The organism is Diaphorobacter sp. LR2014-1, from assembly GCF_002916785.1.
Classification (GTDB): Bacteria; Pseudomonadota; Gammaproteobacteria; order Burkholderiales; family Burkholderiaceae_C; genus Diaphorobacter; species Diaphorobacter nitroreducens.
In genome coordinates this window covers 69,966-88,592 of sequence record NZ_MTBE01000003.1, presented here as the reverse complement: position 1 = coordinate 88,592, position 18,627 = coordinate 69,966, and the positions used below count along the sequence as shown (strand labels likewise).

Here is an 18,627-nt window from a genome sequence, read left to right as displayed (position 1 = left end):
TGCCAGGACGTTCTGGCATTGCGTACAAGACGCTGCACTGGAACGGTACTCCGCAACAGGCCTGTAACCGGGCTGGCGTACGTTGCCGTTGGGCGGGGTTTTTATCTACCTTTGGGGAGTCACCATGCAACCTTCGACTGTGGCTGTTTTCTGCATTGCTGCGCTGGCGCTGCTTTTGTTTCTGAGCGGCCTGTACGTCAGTGCGACCCGCGCTCGGTTTCGGATTCTGTGCGCAGGGGCAGACGATCCAGCCCATGTGCTGACCAAGGCGGTGCGTGCCCACGGCAACACTGCCGAATATGCAGCCATGCTGGCGCTTCTGATCTACCTGCTGGGTCAGCGGAGTTCGGCGGAATGGGCCAGCTGGGTGATGGTGGGCGTTACCGCGTCGCGCTATCTGTTGGTGATGGGCGTGTTGGCTTCTGCCACGCTGGCGCGTCCCAACCCTTTCCGTGCCGTGGGGGCGCTGGGCACCTATGTTGGCGGTACCGTACTCGCATTGGCGTTGCTTTTTGCAGCGGCATAGATGTGGTGCGCAACGGTCTTGGGGCCGTTGTGTTTCGGGAGGGGGCACCACGCACCAGCCATGAAAGAAGTGGTGCCAGGCGCACGCGAACCATGTCACTCGGCACACACGCGCCTGAAGCTGCTGGAGGCGCTACCGGCGAGTCATTGCGCACCATGCTGTGAACGCAATGCCAGAGGCGATTGGCCCGTCACGGATTGGCATGTGAACCTGAAAACCCGCTTCATCCGCCCCCGAATGGACATAAAAAAAGCGCCCTCGCGAGGCGCTGATTTTTCTGGCGGTGGCGGAGACTGTGAGATTCGAACTCACGGACGGTTGCCCGTCGGCAGTTTTCAAGACTGCTGGTTTAAACCACTCACCCAAGTCTCCGCGAAGCCGCCTATTGTAAGCGGGTGGCGGGGCGGCGCGGTGCTTGTGGTGTGCCCTGTAGGGGCTCGTAGTCAGCGCTTTAGCGCAGCCGCCAGCTGGGCTTTGTTCATCTTGGAACGCCCGGGGATGCCGCGTCGGCGGGCGTCCTCGTAGAGTTGCTCGCGCGTGCGGCCTTGCGGGCCCTGGTGCGACCGCTGGCCTCCGCGTACCGGGGCAGGCGTGTCCTGCAGTGTGTGGGGAACGGCCTGCTTGGCCTCGCCGTGCTGGGCACGTTCCTTGTTCACGGTGCGTGCGGCGATTTCTTCGGCGGTGTCCCGCTTTTCGCCGCGCTCCAGCAGGCTGTCCTTGATGTGCTCGTATTGGCGCTCGCGTTTGGCGCTCCAGGTGCGTTGGGGCATGGTGGCACTCCGCTGTGGAAATGGCTTCCAGCCTAGAAGGCGTGTGCGGGCGCGCCGTCGGCACCAGGCCTCCTTTGTCGTAGGACGCAGGCGGACTATGAGTGAAAATGGCTGTTAGCGCTTTACGGATAAGCGCTAACAGCTATATTTTTAATAGCAAAAAGATGCTACATGCCGAGTGACCGGAGCAGCGCCTCGGTGTCGGCATCCGTTGCGCTGGCAGGGGCTGCCGCTGGCGCGGGTGCTGCCGCCTGCGCCATGAGTGCGTCGGGGTCGGGCGCGTCCTGGGGTTCGAAGTCGTAGAGCTTGATGAACTGTGTGCGGTCGATCGCCAGTTCCAGATAGAAGATGTTGTTGCTGCCCGTGTAGAAGGTCACGCGGCGGGCCTCGGGCTGGTCGAGGTTGGCGTCCACGCTCAGCACCACCTGTTGGTTCAGCACCAGCATCTTGGGCTGGTTCTGCGTGATGTGGGTCTGCAGTTCGCGGCGCACCTTGCCAGTGAAGTCACCCACCACCTGGTTCATCAGTTCGCCCATGACGTTGCTGACTTCGTCAGAGGTGAAAGAACTGGCCAGCTCCTGCGCCGACATGCCCATGCTGAGCATGTAGCGCTCGTAAATTTCCATGGCTGCGGCGGCCGAGAAATTGATGATCACCAGCCCCGAGAAGCCGCCGTCGAACAGCACGAAGCAGCCAATGTCGGGCTTCAGGCAGGTCTTGGTGATGCGCTGCACCATGCCTGAGTAGTGCACGGGGCCCTGGGTGGCGACCGACAGCACACGGGTCACGGAGTTGCACAGCGAGACCAGCACGTCTTCGGTGCCGTAGACGACGGAAGTGGAGGGAGGAGTCATGGGGATGCGGTGAAAGTGCGGCGACGGCGAACGCAAAGGTGGCGAAGGCCAATGCGCGAATCATGACATGCCCTGCTGCGCACGCGGGTGCGCGAGGGCCCCTGTCCAACGTGGTTAACCGCTGTCGTTCATAAATTTTGAATCGAAACATCAATACGGTTGAAACTTACCGCACGGAGTGCACTCTAGACTGCGTCACTTCAACAGAGCGCCGTCTCTGCTGCGGGTCCCATCCGGGCAATCGCCGCGCACTGTTCCTCTACCGCCGCACCACGCCCCGCGCGCTACGGCGCCACCGCCATCGCCCTGCACTGGATCATGGGCCTGTCCATCGTGGCCGTGATTTGTGTCGGCTGGTACATGACGGGGCTGCCGTTTTCGCCCCAGCGCCTGAAGCTCTACAACTGGCACAAGTGGGCGGGCGTGGCCATCCTGGCGCTGTCGGTGCTGCGGCTGCTGTGGCGCCTGACCCACCGTCCGCCCGCATTGCCTGCGGCGGTGCAGGCGGCCATGCCGCGCTGGCAGCAGGCCGCGCACCATGGCGTGCATTACCTGATGTATGCGCTGTTCCTCATCGTGCCGCTGGTGGGTTGGGCCTACAGCTCGGCCGCCGGCTTTCCCATCGTTTTTCTCGGCCTGGTGCCGCTGCCTGACTTTGTGCCGGTCAGCCCTGCCCTGGCGGAGGCCATCAAGCCCCTGCATGCCATCAGCGCCTACGCCTTGACCGCCCTGGTCGTGCTGCACGTGGCGGCAGCCGTCAAGCACCAGCTTATCGACCGTGACGGCCTGGTAGGCCGCATGCTGCCGGCGCGTGGCTGAGCCCGTTTCTCTTCCTGTCCTGATCCATGAATGGAGCATTCACCATGATGCAGTCGTCCCTTCCCCGTCTTGCTGGCATGGCACTGGCCGGCGCCGCGCTGCTGGCCGCAGGCAGCGCCTTCGCGCAGCAAAAGCTCGTGCCCGAGCAGAGCGAGATCGTCTTCGTGAGCAAGCAGATGGGCGTGCCCGTCGAGGGTCGCTTCAAGAAGTTTGATGCCCAGGTCGCTTTCGACCCCGCCAAGCCCGCCACCAGCAAGGTGGCGTTCACCGTGGATACCGGCAGTGCCACGCTGGGCGTGAAGGAAACCGATGCCGAGTTGCCCAAGCCCGTGTGGTTCAACGTGCCCAAGTTCCCGCAGGCCACGTTCCAGTCCAGCGCCATCAAGGCCGTGGGCGCAGGCAAATACGAAGTGGCCGGCAAGCTCAGCATCAAGGGCGCGGCGCATGACGTCGTGGTGCCCGTCACCCTGACCCAAAGCGGCGCCATCACCACCGCGGCGGGCAGCTTCGCCATCAAGCGCCTGGCGTTCAAGATCGGCGAGAACGAATGGGCCGACACGTCCATGGTGGCCGACGAGGTGCAGGTCAAGTTCAAGCTGGCCCTGACCGGCGTGCCCAAGCTCTAACGCTTGCCCTTTTTAATCACCAACCTCTACTACGGAGAAACCGACATGCGTTCCACCTTCCTGACCATCACTGCCGCCGCTGCCTTGACCGCGGGTGCCGTGCACGCCCAGCCCGCCACGTACGCCGTGGACCCCACGCACACTTTCGCCACGTTCGAGATCAGCCACTTCGGCGCCAGCGTGAACCGCGGCCGCTTCGACAAGAAGGAAGGCACCGTGCAGTTCGACAAGGCCGGCAAGACCGGCAAGGTGGAGCTGACGCTGCACATCGACTCCGTCAATACCGGTACCGCGTCGTTCGACAAGCACCTGCAGAGCGCGGACATCTTTGACGCCGCCAAATTCCCCACCGCCAAGTTCGTGGGTGACAAGTTCACCTTCGAGGGCGACAAGCTCACGGCCGTGTCGGGCAACCTGACCATCAAGGGCAAGACGCAGCCCGTCACCCTGAAGGCCAACCAGTTCGCCTGCTACGACAGCCCGATGCTCAAGCGTGAAGTGTGCGGCGGCGACTTCGAGACCACGATCGACCGCACGGCCTTCGGCGTGGATTACGGCGTGCAGTACGGCTTCCCCAAGAACGTGCGCATCGTGGCGCAGATCGAAGCCGTCAAGCAGTAAGCCGGCAAAAACACGGGCCCGGCTGTCCAGGTCCGTCCTCCTGCCTCAAGGGCTGGTGCCGTCAGGTGCCAGCCCTTTTTTCATTGCGCACGCAAAACAGCCTTTACGCCCCCAACTGGTCCGCCAAGTCCAGCAAATCGCGCGCGTGCAGGTCGTTGCCTGGGCGTGGCGAGACATCCTTGGCGTGGCCCGCGCCGAACTCCAGCGGCCGCTCGATATAAGCCGTGCGCAGGCCGCAGGCGCGCGCGCCCGTCAGATCGTCGTGGTGGGCGGCCACCAGCATCACCTGCTGCGGCGGCAGCTCGAACACGCGGGCCACGCCCAGGTAGGTGGCGGGATCGGGCTTGTAGGCGCGAAAGACCTCGGCGCTCAGGATGCAGTCCCAGGGCAGGCCGGCGCGCTTGGCCATGTGGGTGAGCAACCCGATGTTGCCGTTGGACAGGGTGGTGATGGTGTAGCGGCGTTTGAGCCGCGTCAGCCCCGCCACGCAGTCGGGCCACGGGGAGAGCCGGTGCCACACGCGGTTCAGGTGCACGCGCTCTTCCTCGCCCAGGTGCGCCAGGCCAAAGCGCGGCAGGATTTCGTCGAGGATCTGGCGGTGCAGGGCGTCGATCAGCGTCCAGCCCTGCGCGCCGCTCATCACCCGCGCCATCGCTGGCTGGTAGCCCGCGCGCCAGGCCCGGGCGAAGGCGTCGGCGTCCACGCGGGGGTGGTGCTGCTGCATTTCGCGCACGATGCTGCCGTGCCAGTCCACCACCGTGCCAAAGGTGTCAAAGGCCAGCACCTGCACGGTGCGGGCGATCTCCTGAAGAGCGGAATCAGCGTTCATGGTCGGCCCTGTGATGGCATTGCGCCGCAGCGTAGCACCTGTATCGCGTACGTGCAGCCGCCCCAAGCCCGTGCGCCGGCGGGGAAGGGCCATGCGTGCTATGGTCGCGCGCCCTGGGGTTAACCCTGGTTTTCGATCTTTCCATGACTGTTTCTGCCACGCCCACTTCCAGCACCGCCACACCCCCCGCCGGTGCCGATGCCGCCAGCCCCGCGGACGAGCGCACGCTGGTGCGCGCCGTGCTGGCCATGGGCGTGGGAGGCTTTGCCATCGGCACCGGCGAGTTCGTCATCATGGGCCTGCTGCCTGAGGTGGCGCTTGACCTGGGCGTGAGCATTCCGCAGGCCGGGCACGTGATCAGCGCCTACGCGCTGGGCGTGGTGGTGGGCGCGCCGGTGCTGGCCGTGGCGGCGGCGCACTGGGGCCGGCGGGCGCTGCTCATGGCGCTGATGGCGGTCTACGCCCTGGGCAACTTTGCGTCGGCGCTGGCGCCAGGTTATGCGTCGCTGGGGCTGCTGCGGCTGGTCAGCGGCCTGCCGCACGGCACCTACTTCGGCGTCGCGGCGCTGGTGGCCGCGGCACTGTCACGGCCGGGCCAGCGCGCCCGGGCCGTGGGCTGGGTGATGCTGGGGCTGACCAGCGCGACGCTTGTGGGTGTGCCCATCGCGGCGGCGCTGGGCAATCTGCTGGGCTGGCGCGCGGCCTTCGTGTTTGTGGGGGCCATCGCGCTGGCGGCGGTGTTCATGGTGCGGCGCTGGGTGCCCGACATGCCCGCGCCGCAGGGCGCCAGCCCCTGGCGCGAACTGGGCGCGCTGGCGCGGGGCCAGGTGTGGTTCACGCTGGGCATCGGCGCCATCGGCTTCGGCGGCATGTTCGCGGTGTTCAGCTACATCAAGCCCACGCTGCTGGAAGTGGCCGGCATGCCGGCGGCGCTGGTGCCGTTCACGCTGTCGCTGTTTGGCCTGGGCATGGTGGCGGGCAACCTGGTGGGCTCGCGCATGGCGGACCGCGCACTGATGCCCACCGTGGGCAAGCTGCTGTGGTGGTCGGTGGCGGTGATGGTGGTGTTCGTCGCGGCGGCGCACCACCCGCTGACGGCGGCGCTGTCCGTCTTCCTGCTGGGTACGGTGGTGGCCATCGGTCCCGCGCTGCAGATCCGTCTGATGGACGTGGCGGGCGATGCGCAGACGCTGGCGGCCGCGCTCAACCATTCGGCCTTCAACGTTGCGAATGCGCTGGGGGCCTGGCTGGGCGGTGTGGCCATCGCAGCGGGCGGCGGCTGGACTTCCACCGGCTGGGTGGGGGCGCTGCTGGGCCTGGGCGGCCTGGCTGTGTTCACAGCGGCGCTGGCCAGCGAGCGGCGGACACGGGCTCGCTGATCTGTTGTTTTGCTATCAAAAAAGAAGCTGCTGGCGCTTGTTGGACGGGCGCTAGGGGCCTTTTTTACCTTAAGTCACTGCGCGCGGCCATGGTGGCGCGCAAGGTACACCCTCTCGTCCAGCGACGACAGCACCAGCGCCAACACAATCCCTACCGCCGCGCCCAGGGTGGTATCGAAGATGCGTGACAGTGCCATTTCCGTGGCTTCGCCATGGTGCGCCATGTTCGTCATCAGCAGAGCCATCGGCGTCACGAAAATCTGGCCCAGTGCGTAGTTGAACCCGATCACCGCCTCGGTCAGCACCTGCAGCACGGCCACGGCCAGCAGCAGCGTCCAGAACGATGGCTCGGACGAGAGGATCGCCCAGGCGATGCCGGCGCCCACCACAGTGCCCAGCGTGCGCTGCCAGCCGCGGTGCACCGTGCCCGGCAGGTGCGCACCTTGCAGCACGGCCACCGCGCCAATCGACGCCCAGGCCGGGTGCGCCCAGCCCGCGGCGTGTGCCAGCAGGGCGGCCAGCGCGGCGCACAGCGCCACGCGTGCCGACTGCGCGGGTGCGTAACCCGGCGTGAGGGGCTTCGGGGCACGTGCCCCCGCCGTTGCCTGGACGGGTGTTGCGGCCGGTGGTGCTACTTCCAGGTCGCGCAGGCGGTCGGTCAGCAGGCACAACAGCCAGGCGGCGGCCACGCCCAGGGCGGTGGCGCCGGTGCGCCCGGCCAGTGCCAGCGCGCTGTCAACCGGACTGATCGCGGCGCTGGCCGCGAAGATGAAAATCACCGCTCCCGGCGCACCCATCTGCATGCGGTGGGCCAGTGATGCCAGCAGCCCTGCCATGGCCGACAGGGCCAGCAGCATGGCTACCGGTCCCAGCCCCGACCAGGCCAGCAGCGACAGCAGCGCCACGGGCATGACCAGCAGCGCCCCGGCCGTGAGGACGACGCCGCGGCGGCGGGCCAGCGGCGCGAAGCGCCCGAACAGTGCCGCCAGAGCGCCCAGGCCGCCGAAGCCCGCCACCTGGGCCCAGGGCGAGACATGCAGCAGCCCGGCAACCAGGATCACCGCCAACGCCACCTGCACACCGGCAATCGTGGCGTTGCGCACCGAGGCAGGGCGCTGCAGCGACAGGCTCTCCCGCAGCCGCGCGGATGCCAACGCCTGGCGCAGAGCGTGGCCGTGGGAGCTGGGAAGAAGAGGGCCGGTTGGCAACGCCATGGCATCAGTCCTCGTGCTGGGCGCTGGCAATGCGCGCTTCGATCTGCTCGAAGGCCTGCAGCAGGGTGCGGGCGGTGGCCTCGTCCAGATCGGCCAGCAACTCATCCTCGATGGCTGCAAGGCGCTTGCGGATGCCGTTGGCCGTGCGCTTGCCAGCGGCAGTGAGGCGCACGAGCTTGATGCGGCGGTCGCTCGCGTGCGCCTGGCGCTCGACCAGTCCCTGGGCTGCCAATGCGTCCAGCAGCCGTACCAGGCTGGAGCCGTCCAGCCCCACGGCGGCTGCCAGCTCGGTCTGCGAGATGCCGTCGCCCAGGCGGTGCAGGTGCACCAGCGGTGTCCAGACAGCGTCGCTCAGGCCTTCGGCGGCCAGTTGTGCGTCCAGCGTCTTGCGCCAACGCCGGCCCAGGCCCACGAGCCGCACGCCCAGCAGGCGCTTGGGGTTGGCGGGGCGGGCGGCATCGGACGATGAGGCAGCAGACATTTTGTTATTCTAAAAAATCATTTGAATTCAAATGATTTGTCAAAAAATAAGGGCCGCGCACCATGGCCTGGCGGGCGGCCCTGCTGTGCGCTGCGCTTACTTGCGGCGCGCGGCGCTGCTGGCGACGGCCAGTGCGGTCATGTTCAACACCCGGCGTACGGTGGCTGCGGGCGTGAGGATGTACGCCGTGGCCGAGGTACCCATGAGGATCGGGCCCACGGTGACACCGCCGCTGGTCGTGGTCTTGAGCACGTTGTAGAGGATGTTGGCCGAGTCGATGTTCGGGCAGATCAGCAGGTTGGCCGAGCCGGTGAGCGTGGAGTCCGGCAGGTAGTTGTTGCGGATCTTGGGCTCCAGCGCGGCGTCGCCATGCAGCTCGCCATCGCATTCGATCTCGGGATGGCGGGCCACGAACAGGTCGCGAGCGGCGCGCATCTTGCGTGCCGAGGCGCGCTTGGACGAGCCGAAGCTGGAGTGCGACAGGAACGCCACCTTGGGCGGAATGCCAAAGCGCTGCACTTCCTGCACCGAGGACCAGGCGATGTCGGCCAGCTGCTCTGCCGTGGGGTCTTCGTTGACGTAGGTGTCAGCGATGAACAGCGTGCCGTTGTTGGTCGTCATCAGCGCGTTCAGCGCCGCGTATTGCTGCACGCCGGGTGCATGGCCCAGGATGCTGTGGATGCGTTCCAGGTGCGTCTCGTAGGTGCCCACCAGGCCGCAGATCATTGCGTCGGCATCGCCCAGCTTCACCATCAGCGCGGCGATGATGGTGTTGGAGCGGCGCACGGCCGCCTTGGCCACCTCGGGCGTGGCGCCGTCACGCTTCATGAGCTGGTGGTAGGCCTCCCAGTACTGGCGGAACCGCGGGTCGTCCGAGGGGTCGCAGATCTCCACGTCCTTGCCCGGCTGCATGCGCAGGCCGGCCTTGGCGATGCGTGCGGCGATCACCGCCGGGCGTCCGATGAGGATCGGGTGGGCGATACGGTCGTCGATCGCAAACTGCGCGGCGCGCAGCGCACGCTCGTCCTCGCCGTCGGCATAGGCCACGCGTTTTTGCGCGTCGGGCAGCGTCTTGGCGGCGTTGATCACCGGGCGCATCAGGATGCCGGTCTGGTACACGAAGCGCGACAGGCTCTCCTTGTACGCCTCCATGTCCTCGATGGGACGGCTGGCCACGCCCGACTCCAGCGCGGCCTGCGCCACGGCGGGGGCGATCTTGAGGATCAGGCGCGAATCGAACGGCGTGGGGATCAGGTAATCGGGGCCGAAGGTCAGCTCCTGGCCGGCATAGGCGGCAGCCACTTCCTCGCTGATGTTTTCCTTGGCCAGCGCGGCGATCTGGCGCACACAGGCCAGCTTCATGGCCTCGGTGATCTTGGTCGCGCCGCAGTCCAGCGCGCCGCGGAAGATGTAGGGGAAGCACAGGACGTTGTTGACCTGGTTGGGGTAGTCCGAGCGGCCGGTGGCGATGATGCAGTCCGGGCGCACGGCCTTGGCCAGTTCGGGGCGGATCTCGGGCTCGGGGTTGGCCAGCGCCAGGATGATGGGCTTGTCCGCCATGGTCTTGACCATCTCGGCCGTGAGCACGCCGGGGGCCGAGCAGCCCAGGAATACGTCGGCGCCGTTGACCGCATCGGCCAGCGTGCGCGCGTCGGTCTTCTGTGCGTAGCGGGCCTTGGATTCATCGAAGCCGCCGGGGCGACCTTCGTAGATCACGCCCTTGGAGTCGCACATGAAGATGTTTTCCACCTTCACGCCCAGGCCCACCATCACGCCCACGCAGGCAATGGCGGCGGCACCCGCGCCCGAGACGGCGACCTTGACCTGGTCGATCTGCTTGCCCACCAGTTCCAGGCCATTGAGCAGCGCGGCGCTGGAGATGATGGCCGTGCCGTGCTGGTCGTCGTGGAACACCGGAATGTTCATGCGCTTGGACAGCTCGCGCTCGATGTAGAAGCACTCGGGCGCCTTGATGTCTTCGAGGTTGATGCCGCCCAAGGTGGGCTCGAGTGCTGCCACGATCTCGATGATCTTGTCGGGGTCGCGTGCGTCCAGTTCGATGTCGAACACGTCCACGCCGGCGAACTTCTTGAACAGGCACCCCTTGCCCTCCATCACCGGCTTGCCGGCCAGCGGGCCAATGTCACCCAGGCCCAGCACGGCCGTGCCGTTGGTGATCACACCGACCAGGTTGCCGCGCGAGGTGTAGTCGAACGCCTTGGTCGGGTCGGCCTGGATGTCCAGGCAGGGATAGGCCACGCCAGGCGAGTAGGCCAGCGACAGGTCGCGCTGGTTGGACAGGGGCTTGGTGGGCGTGACGGCGATCTTGCCGCGCGTCATGTTGCGGTGGTATTCGAGCGCGGCTTCGCGCAGTGCCGCTTCAGCGGCAGACAGGGGCTGGGTCATACGAAATACGAATGGTGCGGTGCACGAAAAAACAGGCCAACACGGGCCGGACAAGCTTACTGCATGCTGACGCAGACGGAGGGCCTGCACGGCAGCCTGCGTGGACGACAACAAACCTTCCGCGCCCCGTGCGCCATACGGCACGCGGGGCGCGATCCTTCGGGTGGAAGGCGCGGGGCAGGGCGACGTTCAGTGGGCGTCGGCCTGCCGGGCGGCGAGCACGGCCGCAGAGGTGTCGCGGCTGGCTCCATTGAAGAAGATGTTCAGGACCACGGCAGTGATCGAGGCCAGCAGAATACCGGATTCGATCAGCGGATGGATGGCATGGGGCATCCACTGGCGGAAGTTGGGTGCGATCAGCGGGATCATGCCCACCCCGATGGACACCGCCACGATCATCGCGTTGTTACGGTTCTTCTGAAAGTCCACGTTCGACAGGATGCGGATGCCCGTGGCCGCCACCATGCCGAACATCACCAGCCCCGCGCCGCCCAGCACCACGGTGGGCAGCGACTCGATCAGCGCCGCCATCTTGGGCAGCACGCCCAGCACGATCAGGATCATGCCGCCGGCCACGCACACCCAGCGGCTCTTGACGCCGGTGACGGCCACCAGCCCCACGTTCTGCGAGAAGCTGGTGTAGGGGAAGGTGTTGAAGAGGCCGCCGATCAGCGTGCCCAGGCCGTCGGTGCGCAGGCCGCGCGTGAGATCGTCGCGCGAGATCTCGCGCCCCGTCATCTCGCCCAGGGCCAGGAACATGCCGGTGGACTCGATCATCACGACGATCATCACCAGCGTCATGGTCAGGATCAGGATGGGGTCGAACACCGGCAGCGCGATCTCGAATGGCAGCACCATGTCGAACCACTGGGCCTGGGCCACCTTGTGAAAGTCCATCAGCCCCATGGACGCAGTGACCACCCCGCCCACGATGATGCCCAGCAGCACCGAGATGTTGGCCCAGAAGCCCTTGCCAAAGCGCGCCACCAGCAAGATGGTGAGCAGGACGACGCCCGAGATGCCCACGCCTGTCAGGTCGGCATAGCGCGGGTTGGGCAGCGTGGGCACCACGGCGAAGCCCTTGGGCACTGGCGGCAGCGAGGAGCCGGGCGCGCCGGCGGCGGCTTGGGCCTCGGCCAGCCACTTGAGGTGCTCCGGGTTGGGAACGGCCGGGGCCGTGGGCCCCACGGGGTTGCCGAAGATCCAGTTGATGCCTACGCGCATCAGGCTGATGCCGATCACCGCGATGATGGTGCCCGTGACCACCGGCGGAAAGAACCGCAGCAGGCCGCTGATGACCGGCGCGATGAGCATCGAGACCACGCCCGCCCCGATCACCGCGCCAAAGATCAGCCCCGCGCCCGCCTGGCCGCCCGTGGCTTGCGCCATGGACACCATGGGCGCCACGGCCGCGAAGGTTACGCCCATCATCACCGGCAGCTTGATGCCAAACCACTGCGTGGCACCCCAGGCCTGGATGAGCGTGACCAGCCCGCAGACGAAGAGGTCGGCAGAGATCAGGTGCGCTACCTGCTCGGGCGGCAGGTTGAGCGCGCGCCCCACGATGAGCGGCACGGCCACCGCGCCTGCGTACATCACCAGCACATGTTGCAGACCCAGCGTGGCTGCGCGGCCCCAGGGCAGTTTTTCGTCAACCGGATGAACGTTTGTGGACATGGGTGTTCCTTGGAATCCTGGCTTGCTGTTCAAAGGGTTTCTGCCTGGCGGGCAGGGTCGCCATTGCGTACGACAATCCATACAAAAACTGTATACAAAGTATGCGGAATTGCCTGTCGTAAGGCGACCCCGATCAAGGTCGAATTGCTAGGGCCTGTTCACACTATTTTTGCCAGTGCGAATGGCGTGAAAACTGCGCCAATCTAGGCGCGTGACGACGCCAAGGCCGGGGCCTTGGCTAGGAGGGCAACGACGAATGGCGTGGTTTTCACTCCGTTCCCTCCGGGTTGCGATCAAAAAGGGCCATTCGCGGCGTTGCCAAGCCTCGCTGGGGTAGCACCCCAGCTTCGTTTGGCGCCTTGCGCCTGGCCCTTTTTGATCGCAACGCATCTGGCAAAAATAGTGTGAACAGGCCCTAGGGGTTTGCCCTTGCTGCTTGCCAAGCGGGGGTGTCGGCAGCCAACGGCGCGGCTACGCCTGGCGGGTGCTCGCCACAGTCGGCGCGATGGGATCGGCGCAGGGCGTAAAAAAGCCCGGCATGGGCCGGGCTGGAGCATTGGTGCGGCTGTGCGTCAGGCCATCAGGTCTGCCAGGCTGCGCGCTATGACCTTGGTGGCGCGGCGCAGGTCTTGCAGCACCACGCGCTCGTCGGCGCGTTTGGCGTGCGATTCAAGCACCGTGCGCGGGCCCGCGCCGTAAATCACGCCGGGGATGCCGCGCTCCACATAGAGGCGCACATCGGTGTACAGCGGCGTGCCCACGGCGGGAGGCTTCTCGCCAAAGACTGCCTCGCCGTGTTGCTGGATGGCCTCCACCAGCGGCTGATTGCCGGGCAGCGGCGTCATGGCGTTGGCCAGCAGCAGTCGTTTGACGTCCACGCGTAGGGCGTCTGCGCTCCCGTAGCCGCGCTCGGTATTGAAGCCTTCCACCGCCTGGGTGATCACGGCGCGAATCCGGGCCTCGACCTCGGCGGGGTTCTCCTCCGGGATCATGCGGCGGTCGAGCTTCAGCACCACCTTGCCGGGCACCACGTTGGTGTTGGTGCCACCCTCGATGCGGCCGATGTTCAGGTACGGGTGCCGGATGCCCGGCACCTTCGACGTCACCTGCCGGTACTGCACATTCTCGGCATACAACGCGTTCATGATTGCCACCGCGCCCTGCAGTGCGTCCACGCCCGTGTGCGGCACGGCGGCATGGGCCATCTTGCCCTGCACGGTGACCTCCATCTGCAGGCAGCCGTTGTGCGCGGTGACCACCTCGTAGCTGAAGCCCGCGGCGATCATCAGGTCGGGCCGGGTCAGTCCCTGCGCCAGCAGCCAGCCGGGGCCGAGCAGGCCGCCGAACTCCTCGTCGTAGGTGAAGTGCAGCTCGATCGCGCCCTGCGTGGGCTTGGCCACCGCTTCCAGCGCGCGCACGGCGAAGGTGAAGGTGGAGAAGTCGCTCTTGCTCACCGCGGTGGCGCGGCCATACATGGCGCCGCCTTCGATCTGGGCGCCGTACGGGTCCCTGGTCCAGCCTTCGCCCGGCGGCACCACGTCGCCGTGGGCGTTGAGGGCGATGGTGCGGCCCGAACCCGCGGGCCCATAGGGCCGGCGCACGATCAGGTTGGTGATGGACTCCATGCCGTAATCCTTGACCTCCTGCGCGGGAACGGCGTGTTTCTCGGCCTCGAAGCCGAAGGCATGGATCAGTTCAGCGGTGCGCTCGGCATGCGGTGCATTGTTGCCGGGCGGCGTGTCGGTGGGCACCTGCACCAGTGCTTGCAGAAAGCGCACCTGCTCGTCGAAGTGCTGGTCGATCCACGCATCCAGTGCGGCGTAGGTGGCTTGGCGGTCTTGGTTCATGGCGGAGCGTTCCATGGATGGGTTATTCGGCGGCCAACTGCTGCAGCACATGGCTGAAGGCATCCACCGCCAACTGGATGTCGTCGGCGGTGCTGGATTCCAGCGGGTTGTGGCTGATGCCGCCGTGCAGGCCGCGCACGAACAGCATGGCCTGCGGCATGATTTCGTGCAGTTTCATGGCGTCATGGCCGGCGCCGCTGGGCATGCGGTAGACGGGGACGCCCAGGGCGTCGACGGCCTTCTCCCAGCGGTGCTGCCAGGCCGGGGCGCTGGGGGCTGCGGCGACCTTCATGGCCAGCTCGGCCTTGTACTGCAGACCGCGGCGTTGGGCGATTTCCTCCAGCTGGGCCAGCACGTCGGCCACCATGGCATCGCGCTGCGCATCGGTGGGCGCGCGCATGTCCATGCTGAAACTGCACTTGCCCGGCACCACGTTGATGGAGCCGCCTGGCACCTGCAGCATGCCGATGGTGGCCACGCTGTCGCCATCGCGCGCGGCGCGCTGCTCCATGTACAGCGCCAGCTCGGCCACGCCCAGGGCGGCGTCGCGGCGGCGGTCCATGGGCGTGGTGCCCGCGTGGCTGGCCATGCCCAGCATCTCGCAGACGTAGCGCACGCCGCCGTTGATGGACGTGACCACGCCCAGCGGGATGTCCAGTTCGTTGAGCACCGGGCCCTGCTCGATGTGCACCTCGATGAAGCCCAGGTAGCGGGCGGCATCGCGCCGCAGCTTGGGGATGTCGCCAATGCACAGGCCGGCGTGCTGCATGGCCTCGCGCATGGTGATGCCGTCGGCGTCCTTCTGGTCCAGCCATTCGTTGCGGAAGTCGCCGATGAGCGCGCCCGAGCCCAGGAAGGTGGCCTTGTAGCGCTGGCCTTCCTCCTCGGCAAACGCCACCACCTCGATGCCGAACGGTAGGCGCTTGGCCTGGCGGTGCAGCTCGCGCACGCTGGCCATGGGCACGAAGATGCCCAGACGCCCGTCGTACTTGCCGCCGTTGCGCACGGTGTCGTAGTGGCTGCCGGTCATCAAATACTTGCCGTCGGGTGTGGCCGGCTTGTAGCGGCCGACCACGTTCCCCACGGCGTCGATCTCGACCTCGTCAAAGCCGCAGTCGCGCATCCAATGGCTGATGCGCTGGGCGCAGGCGCGGTGCGCATCGGTGAGGTAGGTGACGGTGAGCTGGCCTTTCTCGGCATAGCCCGGGTCGCTGTGCTGGGCCAGGCGCTCGTGCCAGTCCCAGACGTCGTTGCCCAGCACCGGCTCGGCGCCGAACTTGTCGTTCAGGCGGATCTCGGCAATGCGGTGGATGTTGCGCAGTGCCTCGGCGCGCTCGAAGTCGGGGTGGTTGGACAGGCGACGTGCGAAGGTGGCGATGATCTCCTGCCTCGACAGTCCCGTGCCGCGCGGCCCGCGCACCGCCAGGATGAAGGGAAAGCCGAAGCGGGCGTTGTAGTCGGCATTCAGTTGCTGGATGCGCGCGAACTCCTCGGGCGTGCAGTGGGTCAGGCCCGCCTGGCTTTGCTCGTTCGTGGACTCGGTCGTCAGCGCCTGCGCCACCATGGCCTTGCCCGCCAGCTCGGGGTGGGCGCGGATCAGCTCCAACTGCCGTTCCACGCCGGCGCCGTTCAGCACCTGCACCATGGCGTACTTGAGCTGGGCCAGCGAGCGGAAGGGGCGCAGCTGCAGCGCCGCCTCGGCGATCCAGGGCGAATGCTCGTACAGGCCGTCGAGCATCTGCAGGGCCTCGGCGGGGGAGGCGGCGTTGAGTTGTTCCAGGGTCCAGGCCATGGCGGTTCCTATAGCTATCAAAAAAAGAGCTGCTCGCGCTTATTGGATAAGCGTTACAGCCCGATTTGGCTTAAATGGCGGGTGCGGGAAAGCGCTGCGCCCAGTGGCGCGCGAGGTCGATGCGGCGGCACACCCAGACGTGGTCGTGGTGCTGGATGTGGTCCAGGAAGCGCTGCAGCGCCCTGATGCGGCCGGGACGGCCGAGCAGGCGGCAGTGCATGCCGATGCTCATCATCTTGGGCGCGTTGTCGCCGGCCGGGTCGCCCTCGGCGTAGAGCGCATCGAACGTGTCCTTCAGGTACTGAAAGAATGGGTCGGCGTGCGAGTAGCCCTGCGGCAGCGCAAAGCGCATGTCGTTGCAATCGAGGGTATAGGGCACGACGAGCTGGTGGTGCGCGCTGCCGTCGCTCTTGGCCATCTTCATCCAGAACGGCAGATCGTCGCCGTAGTAGTCGCTGTCATAGGCAAAGCGCCCGTCGTCGGCCACCAGGCGGTGGGTGCGGGGGCTGTCGCGCCCGGTGTACCAGCCCTGGCCGTGGTCGCCGTCCCGGCCGTAGAGCGTGTCGAAGATCTCCAGGCACTGCGCCATGTGGGCGCGCTCCACCTCCTCGGGCACGTTCTGGTAGTGGATCCACTTGAGGCCGTGGCAGGCCACCTCGTGGCCCAGTTCGACAAAGGCCTGGGCCACCTCGCGGTGGCGCTGCAGCGCGGTGGCCACGCCGAACACCGTGAGCGGCAGGCCGCGCCTTTCGAATTCGCGCAGGATGCGCCACACGCCGGCGCGCGCGCCGTATTCGTAGATGCCCTCCATGCTCATGTGGCGCTCGGGGTAGGCGGCCGGGTTGAACATCTCGGACAGGAACTGCTCGCTGGCGGGGTCGCCGTGGAGCACGCAGTTCTCGCCGCCCTCCTCATAGTTCAGCACGAACTGCACGGCCACGCGGGCGTTGCCCGGCCAGTGCGGATGCGGGGGCGTGCGGCCGTAGCCGATCAGGTCGCGGGGGTAGGGCGCCGTCGTGTCGTAGGTCATGGCGATACGGAGGAAAGGGCCATCGAAAGGTCGTTGGTCGGCAGGTCGCGGTCGAAGGTCAGGCCCGCCTCCACGTTGTCCAGGTGCTGCTGCATCAGCTGCACGGCCTGCGCCGCGTCGCCCGCGGCCAGTGCCGCGACGATGGCGGCGTGTTCCTCGTGCGAATGCTCGGCGGCGGTGGTGGACTGGTACATCAGCGTGATGAGGGCGCAGCGCGAGATCAACTCGCCCAGCAGCTGGGCCAGCACGTCGTTGCCCATGAGCTCGGCCATGCGCACGTGGAAGTCGCCCAGCAGTTCGGTGCGCTGGCCCACGTCGTTGCCCTCCATGGCCTTCTTCTCGGCCGCCACATGGGCCTTCAGCGCGCGGATTTTCGCGGGCGTGCTCTGCGCCAGGAAGGCACGCACCATCTCGGCCTCCAGCATGCGGCGCACGGCGAACACCTGGCGCGCTTCCTGGACCGAGGGCGCGGCCACGAAGGCGCCGCGCGCGGGCTCCAGACGGATCAGGCGGTTCTGCGACAGCTGGAACAGCGCCTGGCGCACCAGCGTGCGCGACACGCCGAAATGGTCGGCGAGCTTCTGCTCGGCCAGCTTGGTGCCGGGCAGCAGGCGGTGCTCGACGATGGCGCGCGTGAGGCTTTCGACGATGAAGCCGGTGGTGGAGGTTTCCATGCGGCCATCATAGTCGTGAAAGACAATTTTTGTATACAGTTTCTGTGGACTGTTAAATGCCTGGTGCGCTGCCGTTGAAGTGCTGTGCCACGAAATCAACGAAGGCCTTGACCCGCGCGGTGGCCGCATGCCGCTGCGGGTACACGGCGTGGATGTCCGCCGGCGGCGTGTCGTAGTCCCGCAGCACCTGCACCAGCCTCCCGCTGCGCAGGTAGCGAGCGATGTCCCATTCCGCGCGCATGACGATCCCCATGCCCGCCAGTGCCCAGTTCACAGCAATCTCGCCGTCGTTGGTGCTCAGGTGGTTGCGCAGCCGCACCGTCTCCTGCTTGCGGTGGCCGTTGAAGCGCCACACGCCGTGGGCGTCGTCGCCCTGGCGGATGTCGATGCAGTCGTGTTGCGGCAGCTCGGCCGGCCGCGTGGGCGTTCCGCGGCGCGCCAGGTAGGCGGGTGCGGCGCACAGCAGCCGCCGATTTGGGGCGAGGCGCCGCGCAATCACGCGCGCATCGGGCGGCTCGCCGAAGCGGATGCACACGTCGAACCCATCGTCCGCCAGCGGCGGTGGCTGCACCGACAACTGCAGCTGCAGTTGGATCTGCGGATGGCGGCGCACGAAGGCAGGCACCAGTGGCGCGATGTGGCTGCGCCCGAAGCCCAGGGTGGCGTTCACACGCAGGAGGCCCTGGGGCTCGGCCTGCATGTCGCTCACCAGTTGCTCCATGGCGTCGATCTCCGCCAGGATGCGGCGCGCGTGCTGCAGGTAGGTATTGCCCTCGGCCGTCAGGTGCAGTCGCCGCGTGGTGCGGCTGACCAGCTGCACGCCCAGGCGCGATTCCATCTGCGCCAGGCGCTTGCTGGCCGCCGCCGTGCTGATGCCCAGCTCTCGCGCGGTGGCCGACAGGCTGGCCCAGCGCGCCAGCAGGCTGAAGAAAGCCATCTCTGACGGGGCGGTGGAGGGGGTGCTCATTGTTGAATGAAAGTAAACAATGGCATCACTTTAACGCGGTGATATGTGGGCATGGCATCGCTAGATTCAGGGCCATGCCACGCATGTTGCGCGGCCTTCTGATTTGAGGAGCGAG

The 18,627-nt window shown here is 66.8% G+C and carries 17 protein-coding genes and 1 tRNA gene; 5 read left to right on the top strand and 13 right to left on the bottom strand.

What is annotated here, in order from left to right; genetic code table 11:
• The first annotated feature begins 124 nt into the window (after nucleotides 1–124).
• Nucleotides 125–526, top strand: a complete 402-nt coding sequence (locus tag BV908_RS03745; protein WP_103737270.1) for an MAPEG family protein — start codon at nucleotides 125–127, stop codon at nucleotides 524–526.
• Between the two features lie 284 nt (nucleotides 527–810).
• Here BV908_RS03745 and BV908_RS03740 read toward each other — a convergent pair.
• From BV908_RS03740 to BV908_RS03730, 3 genes are all read right to left on the bottom strand, one after another.
• Nucleotides 811–898 (bottom strand) — tRNA-Ser (locus tag BV908_RS03740).
• A gap of 71 nt (nucleotides 899–969) precedes the next feature.
• Complete coding sequence (locus BV908_RS03735) at nucleotides 970–1,296, bottom strand: plasmid stabilization protein (RefSeq protein ID WP_103737269.1); 327 nt, start codon at nucleotides 1,294–1,296, stop codon at nucleotides 970–972.
• A gap of 167 nt (nucleotides 1,297–1,463) precedes the next feature.
• Nucleotides 1,464–2,150, bottom strand: a complete 687-nt coding sequence (locus BV908_RS03730; protein WP_011804539.1) for a DUF3334 family protein — start codon at nucleotides 2,148–2,150, stop codon at nucleotides 1,464–1,466.
• A gap of 240 nt (nucleotides 2,151–2,390) precedes the next feature.
• Here BV908_RS03730 and BV908_RS03725 point away from each other — a divergent pair, with 240 nt between their 5' ends.
• The 3 genes from BV908_RS03725 to BV908_RS03715 are packed head-to-tail and all read left to right on the top strand — an operon-like array spanning nucleotide 2,391 to nucleotide 4,216.
• Nucleotides 2,391–2,969, top strand: coding sequence for a cytochrome b (locus tag BV908_RS03725; protein WP_103737268.1), 579 nt, complete (start codon nucleotides 2,391–2,393; stop codon nucleotides 2,967–2,969).
• Nucleotides 2,970–3,016: 47 nt separating this feature from the next.
• Nucleotides 3,017–3,595 carry a YceI family protein gene (locus BV908_RS03720; protein WP_041838970.1) on the top strand — a complete coding sequence of 193 codons (579 nt, stop codon included), beginning with the start codon at nucleotides 3,017–3,019 and terminating at the stop codon, nucleotides 3,593–3,595.
• Nucleotides 3,596–3,640: 45 nt separating this feature from the next.
• Complete coding sequence (locus BV908_RS03715) at nucleotides 3,641–4,216, top strand: YceI family protein (RefSeq protein ID WP_103737267.1); 576 nt, start codon at nucleotides 3,641–3,643, stop codon at nucleotides 4,214–4,216.
• A 103-nt stretch (nucleotides 4,217–4,319) separates the two neighbouring features.
• On the opposite strand, the gene BV908_RS03710 is transcribed toward BV908_RS03715, so the two are convergent.
• The gene (locus tag BV908_RS03710) at nucleotides 4,320–5,045 is read right to left on the bottom strand and encodes a haloacid dehalogenase type II (RefSeq protein WP_103737266.1); all 726 of its coding nucleotides are present in this window, start codon (nucleotides 5,043–5,045) and stop codon (nucleotides 4,320–4,322) included.
• A 143-nt stretch (nucleotides 5,046–5,188) separates the two neighbouring features.
• On the opposite strand from BV908_RS03710, the gene BV908_RS03705 reads away from it, so the two are divergent.
• The gene (locus tag BV908_RS03705) at nucleotides 5,189–6,424 is read left to right on the top strand and encodes an MFS transporter (RefSeq protein WP_011804542.1); all 1,236 of its coding nucleotides are present in this window, start codon (nucleotides 5,189–5,191) and stop codon (nucleotides 6,422–6,424) included.
• 74 nt (nucleotides 6,425–6,498) lie between these two features.
• Here the strand turns inward: BV908_RS03705 and BV908_RS03700 are convergent, their stop codons facing one another.
• The 9 genes from BV908_RS03700 to BV908_RS03660 form a co-directional block, all read right to left on the bottom strand.
• Entirely contained in the window at nucleotides 6,499–7,638 is a 1,140-nt protein-coding gene (locus BV908_RS03700) for an FUSC family protein (RefSeq protein ID WP_103737265.1), read from the bottom strand.
• 4 nt (nucleotides 7,639–7,642) lie between these two features.
• Nucleotides 7,643–8,119, bottom strand: coding sequence for a MarR family transcriptional regulator (locus BV908_RS03695; protein WP_103737264.1), 477 nt, complete (start codon nucleotides 8,117–8,119; stop codon nucleotides 7,643–7,645).
• 96 nt (nucleotides 8,120–8,215) lie between these two features.
• Nucleotides 8,216–10,525 (bottom strand): NADP-dependent malic enzyme, encoded by a 2,310-nt coding sequence (locus BV908_RS03690; RefSeq protein ID WP_011804545.1) that lies wholly within the window; start codon nucleotides 10,523–10,525, stop codon nucleotides 8,216–8,218.
• A 189-nt stretch (nucleotides 10,526–10,714) separates the two neighbouring features.
• Nucleotides 10,715–12,202 (bottom strand): nucleobase:cation symporter-2 family protein, encoded by a 1,488-nt coding sequence (locus tag BV908_RS03685; RefSeq protein ID WP_015912744.1) that lies wholly within the window; start codon nucleotides 12,200–12,202, stop codon nucleotides 10,715–10,717.
• 572 nt (nucleotides 12,203–12,774) lie between these two features.
• The gene (locus BV908_RS03680) at nucleotides 12,775–14,049 is read right to left on the bottom strand and encodes a M20/M25/M40 family metallo-hydrolase (protein WP_103737263.1); all 1,275 of its coding nucleotides are present in this window, start codon (nucleotides 14,047–14,049) and stop codon (nucleotides 12,775–12,777) included.
• Between the two features lie 22 nt (nucleotides 14,050–14,071).
• Nucleotides 14,072–15,841 carry a 2-oxo-4-hydroxy-4-carboxy-5-ureidoimidazoline decarboxylase gene (gene uraD, locus BV908_RS03675; protein WP_103737262.1) on the bottom strand — a complete coding sequence of 590 codons (1,770 nt, stop codon included), beginning with the start codon at nucleotides 15,839–15,841 and terminating at the stop codon, nucleotides 14,072–14,074.
• Nucleotides 15,842–15,911: 70 nt separating this feature from the next.
• A complete protein-coding gene (gene puuE, locus BV908_RS03670) occupies nucleotides 15,912–16,871 on the bottom strand; it encodes an allantoinase PuuE (RefSeq protein ID WP_103737261.1) in 960 nt (319 codons plus the stop codon).
• On the bottom strand, nucleotides 16,868–17,545 hold the full coding sequence (locus tag BV908_RS03665; RefSeq protein ID WP_011804551.1) for a GntR family transcriptional regulator: 678 nt from the start codon (nucleotides 17,543–17,545) through the stop codon (nucleotides 16,868–16,870). Before BV908_RS03665 ends, puuE begins: the two co-directional genes overlap by 4 nt.
• Before the next feature lie 52 nt (nucleotides 17,546–17,597).
• Entirely contained in the window at nucleotides 17,598–18,512 is a 915-nt protein-coding gene (locus BV908_RS03660) for a LysR family transcriptional regulator (RefSeq protein ID WP_103737260.1), read from the bottom strand.
• Between the last annotated feature and the right edge of the window lie 115 nt (nucleotides 18,513–18,627).

Excerpts from the sequence above, each read along its gene's own strand:
- BV908_RS03745 (WP_103737270.1), top strand. The coding sequence starts at position 125 with ATGCAACCTTCGACTGTGGCTGTTTTCTGCATTGCTGCGCTGGCGCTG.
- BV908_RS03735 (WP_103737269.1), bottom strand. The coding sequence starts at position 1,296 with ATGCCCCAACGCACCTGGAGCGCCAAACGCGAGCGCCAATACGAGCAC.
- BV908_RS03730 (WP_011804539.1), bottom strand. The coding sequence starts at position 2,150 with ATGACTCCTCCCTCCACTTCCGTCGTCTACGGCACCGAAGACGTGCTG.
- BV908_RS03720 (WP_041838970.1), top strand. The coding sequence starts at position 3,017 with ATGCAGTCGTCCCTTCCCCGTCTTGCTGGCATGGCACTGGCCGGCGCC.
- BV908_RS03715 (WP_103737267.1), top strand. The coding sequence starts at position 3,641 with ATGCGTTCCACCTTCCTGACCATCACTGCCGCCGCTGCCTTGACCGCG.
- BV908_RS03710 (WP_103737266.1), bottom strand. The coding sequence starts at position 5,045 with ATGAACGCTGATTCCGCTCTTCAGGAGATCGCCCGCACCGTGCAGGTG.
- BV908_RS03705 (WP_011804542.1), top strand. The coding sequence starts at position 5,189 with ATGACTGTTTCTGCCACGCCCACTTCCAGCACCGCCACACCCCCCGCC.
- BV908_RS03700 (WP_103737265.1), bottom strand. The coding sequence starts at position 7,638 with ATGGCGTTGCCAACCGGCCCTCTTCTTCCCAGCTCCCACGGCCACGCT.
- BV908_RS03695 (WP_103737264.1), bottom strand. The coding sequence starts at position 8,119 with ATGTCTGCTGCCTCATCGTCCGATGCCGCCCGCCCCGCCAACCCCAAG.
- BV908_RS03690 (WP_011804545.1), bottom strand. The coding sequence starts at position 10,525 with ATGACCCAGCCCCTGTCTGCCGCTGAAGCGGCACTGCGCGAAGCCGCG.
- BV908_RS03685 (WP_015912744.1), bottom strand. The coding sequence starts at position 12,202 with ATGTCCACAAACGTTCATCCGGTTGACGAAAAACTGCCCTGGGGCCGC.
- BV908_RS03680 (WP_103737263.1), bottom strand. The coding sequence starts at position 14,049 with ATGAACCAAGACCGCCAAGCCACCTACGCCGCACTGGATGCGTGGATC.
- uraD (WP_103737262.1), bottom strand. The coding sequence starts at position 15,841 with ATGGCCTGGACCCTGGAACAACTCAACGCCGCCTCCCCCGCCGAGGCC.
- puuE (WP_103737261.1), bottom strand. The coding sequence starts at position 16,871 with ATGACCTACGACACGACGGCGCCCTACCCCCGCGACCTGATCGGCTAC.
- BV908_RS03665 (WP_011804551.1), bottom strand. The coding sequence starts at position 17,545 with ATGGAAACCTCCACCACCGGCTTCATCGTCGAAAGCCTCACGCGCGCC.
- BV908_RS03660 (WP_103737260.1), bottom strand. The coding sequence starts at position 18,512 with ATGAGCACCCCCTCCACCGCCCCGTCAGAGATGGCTTTCTTCAGCCTG.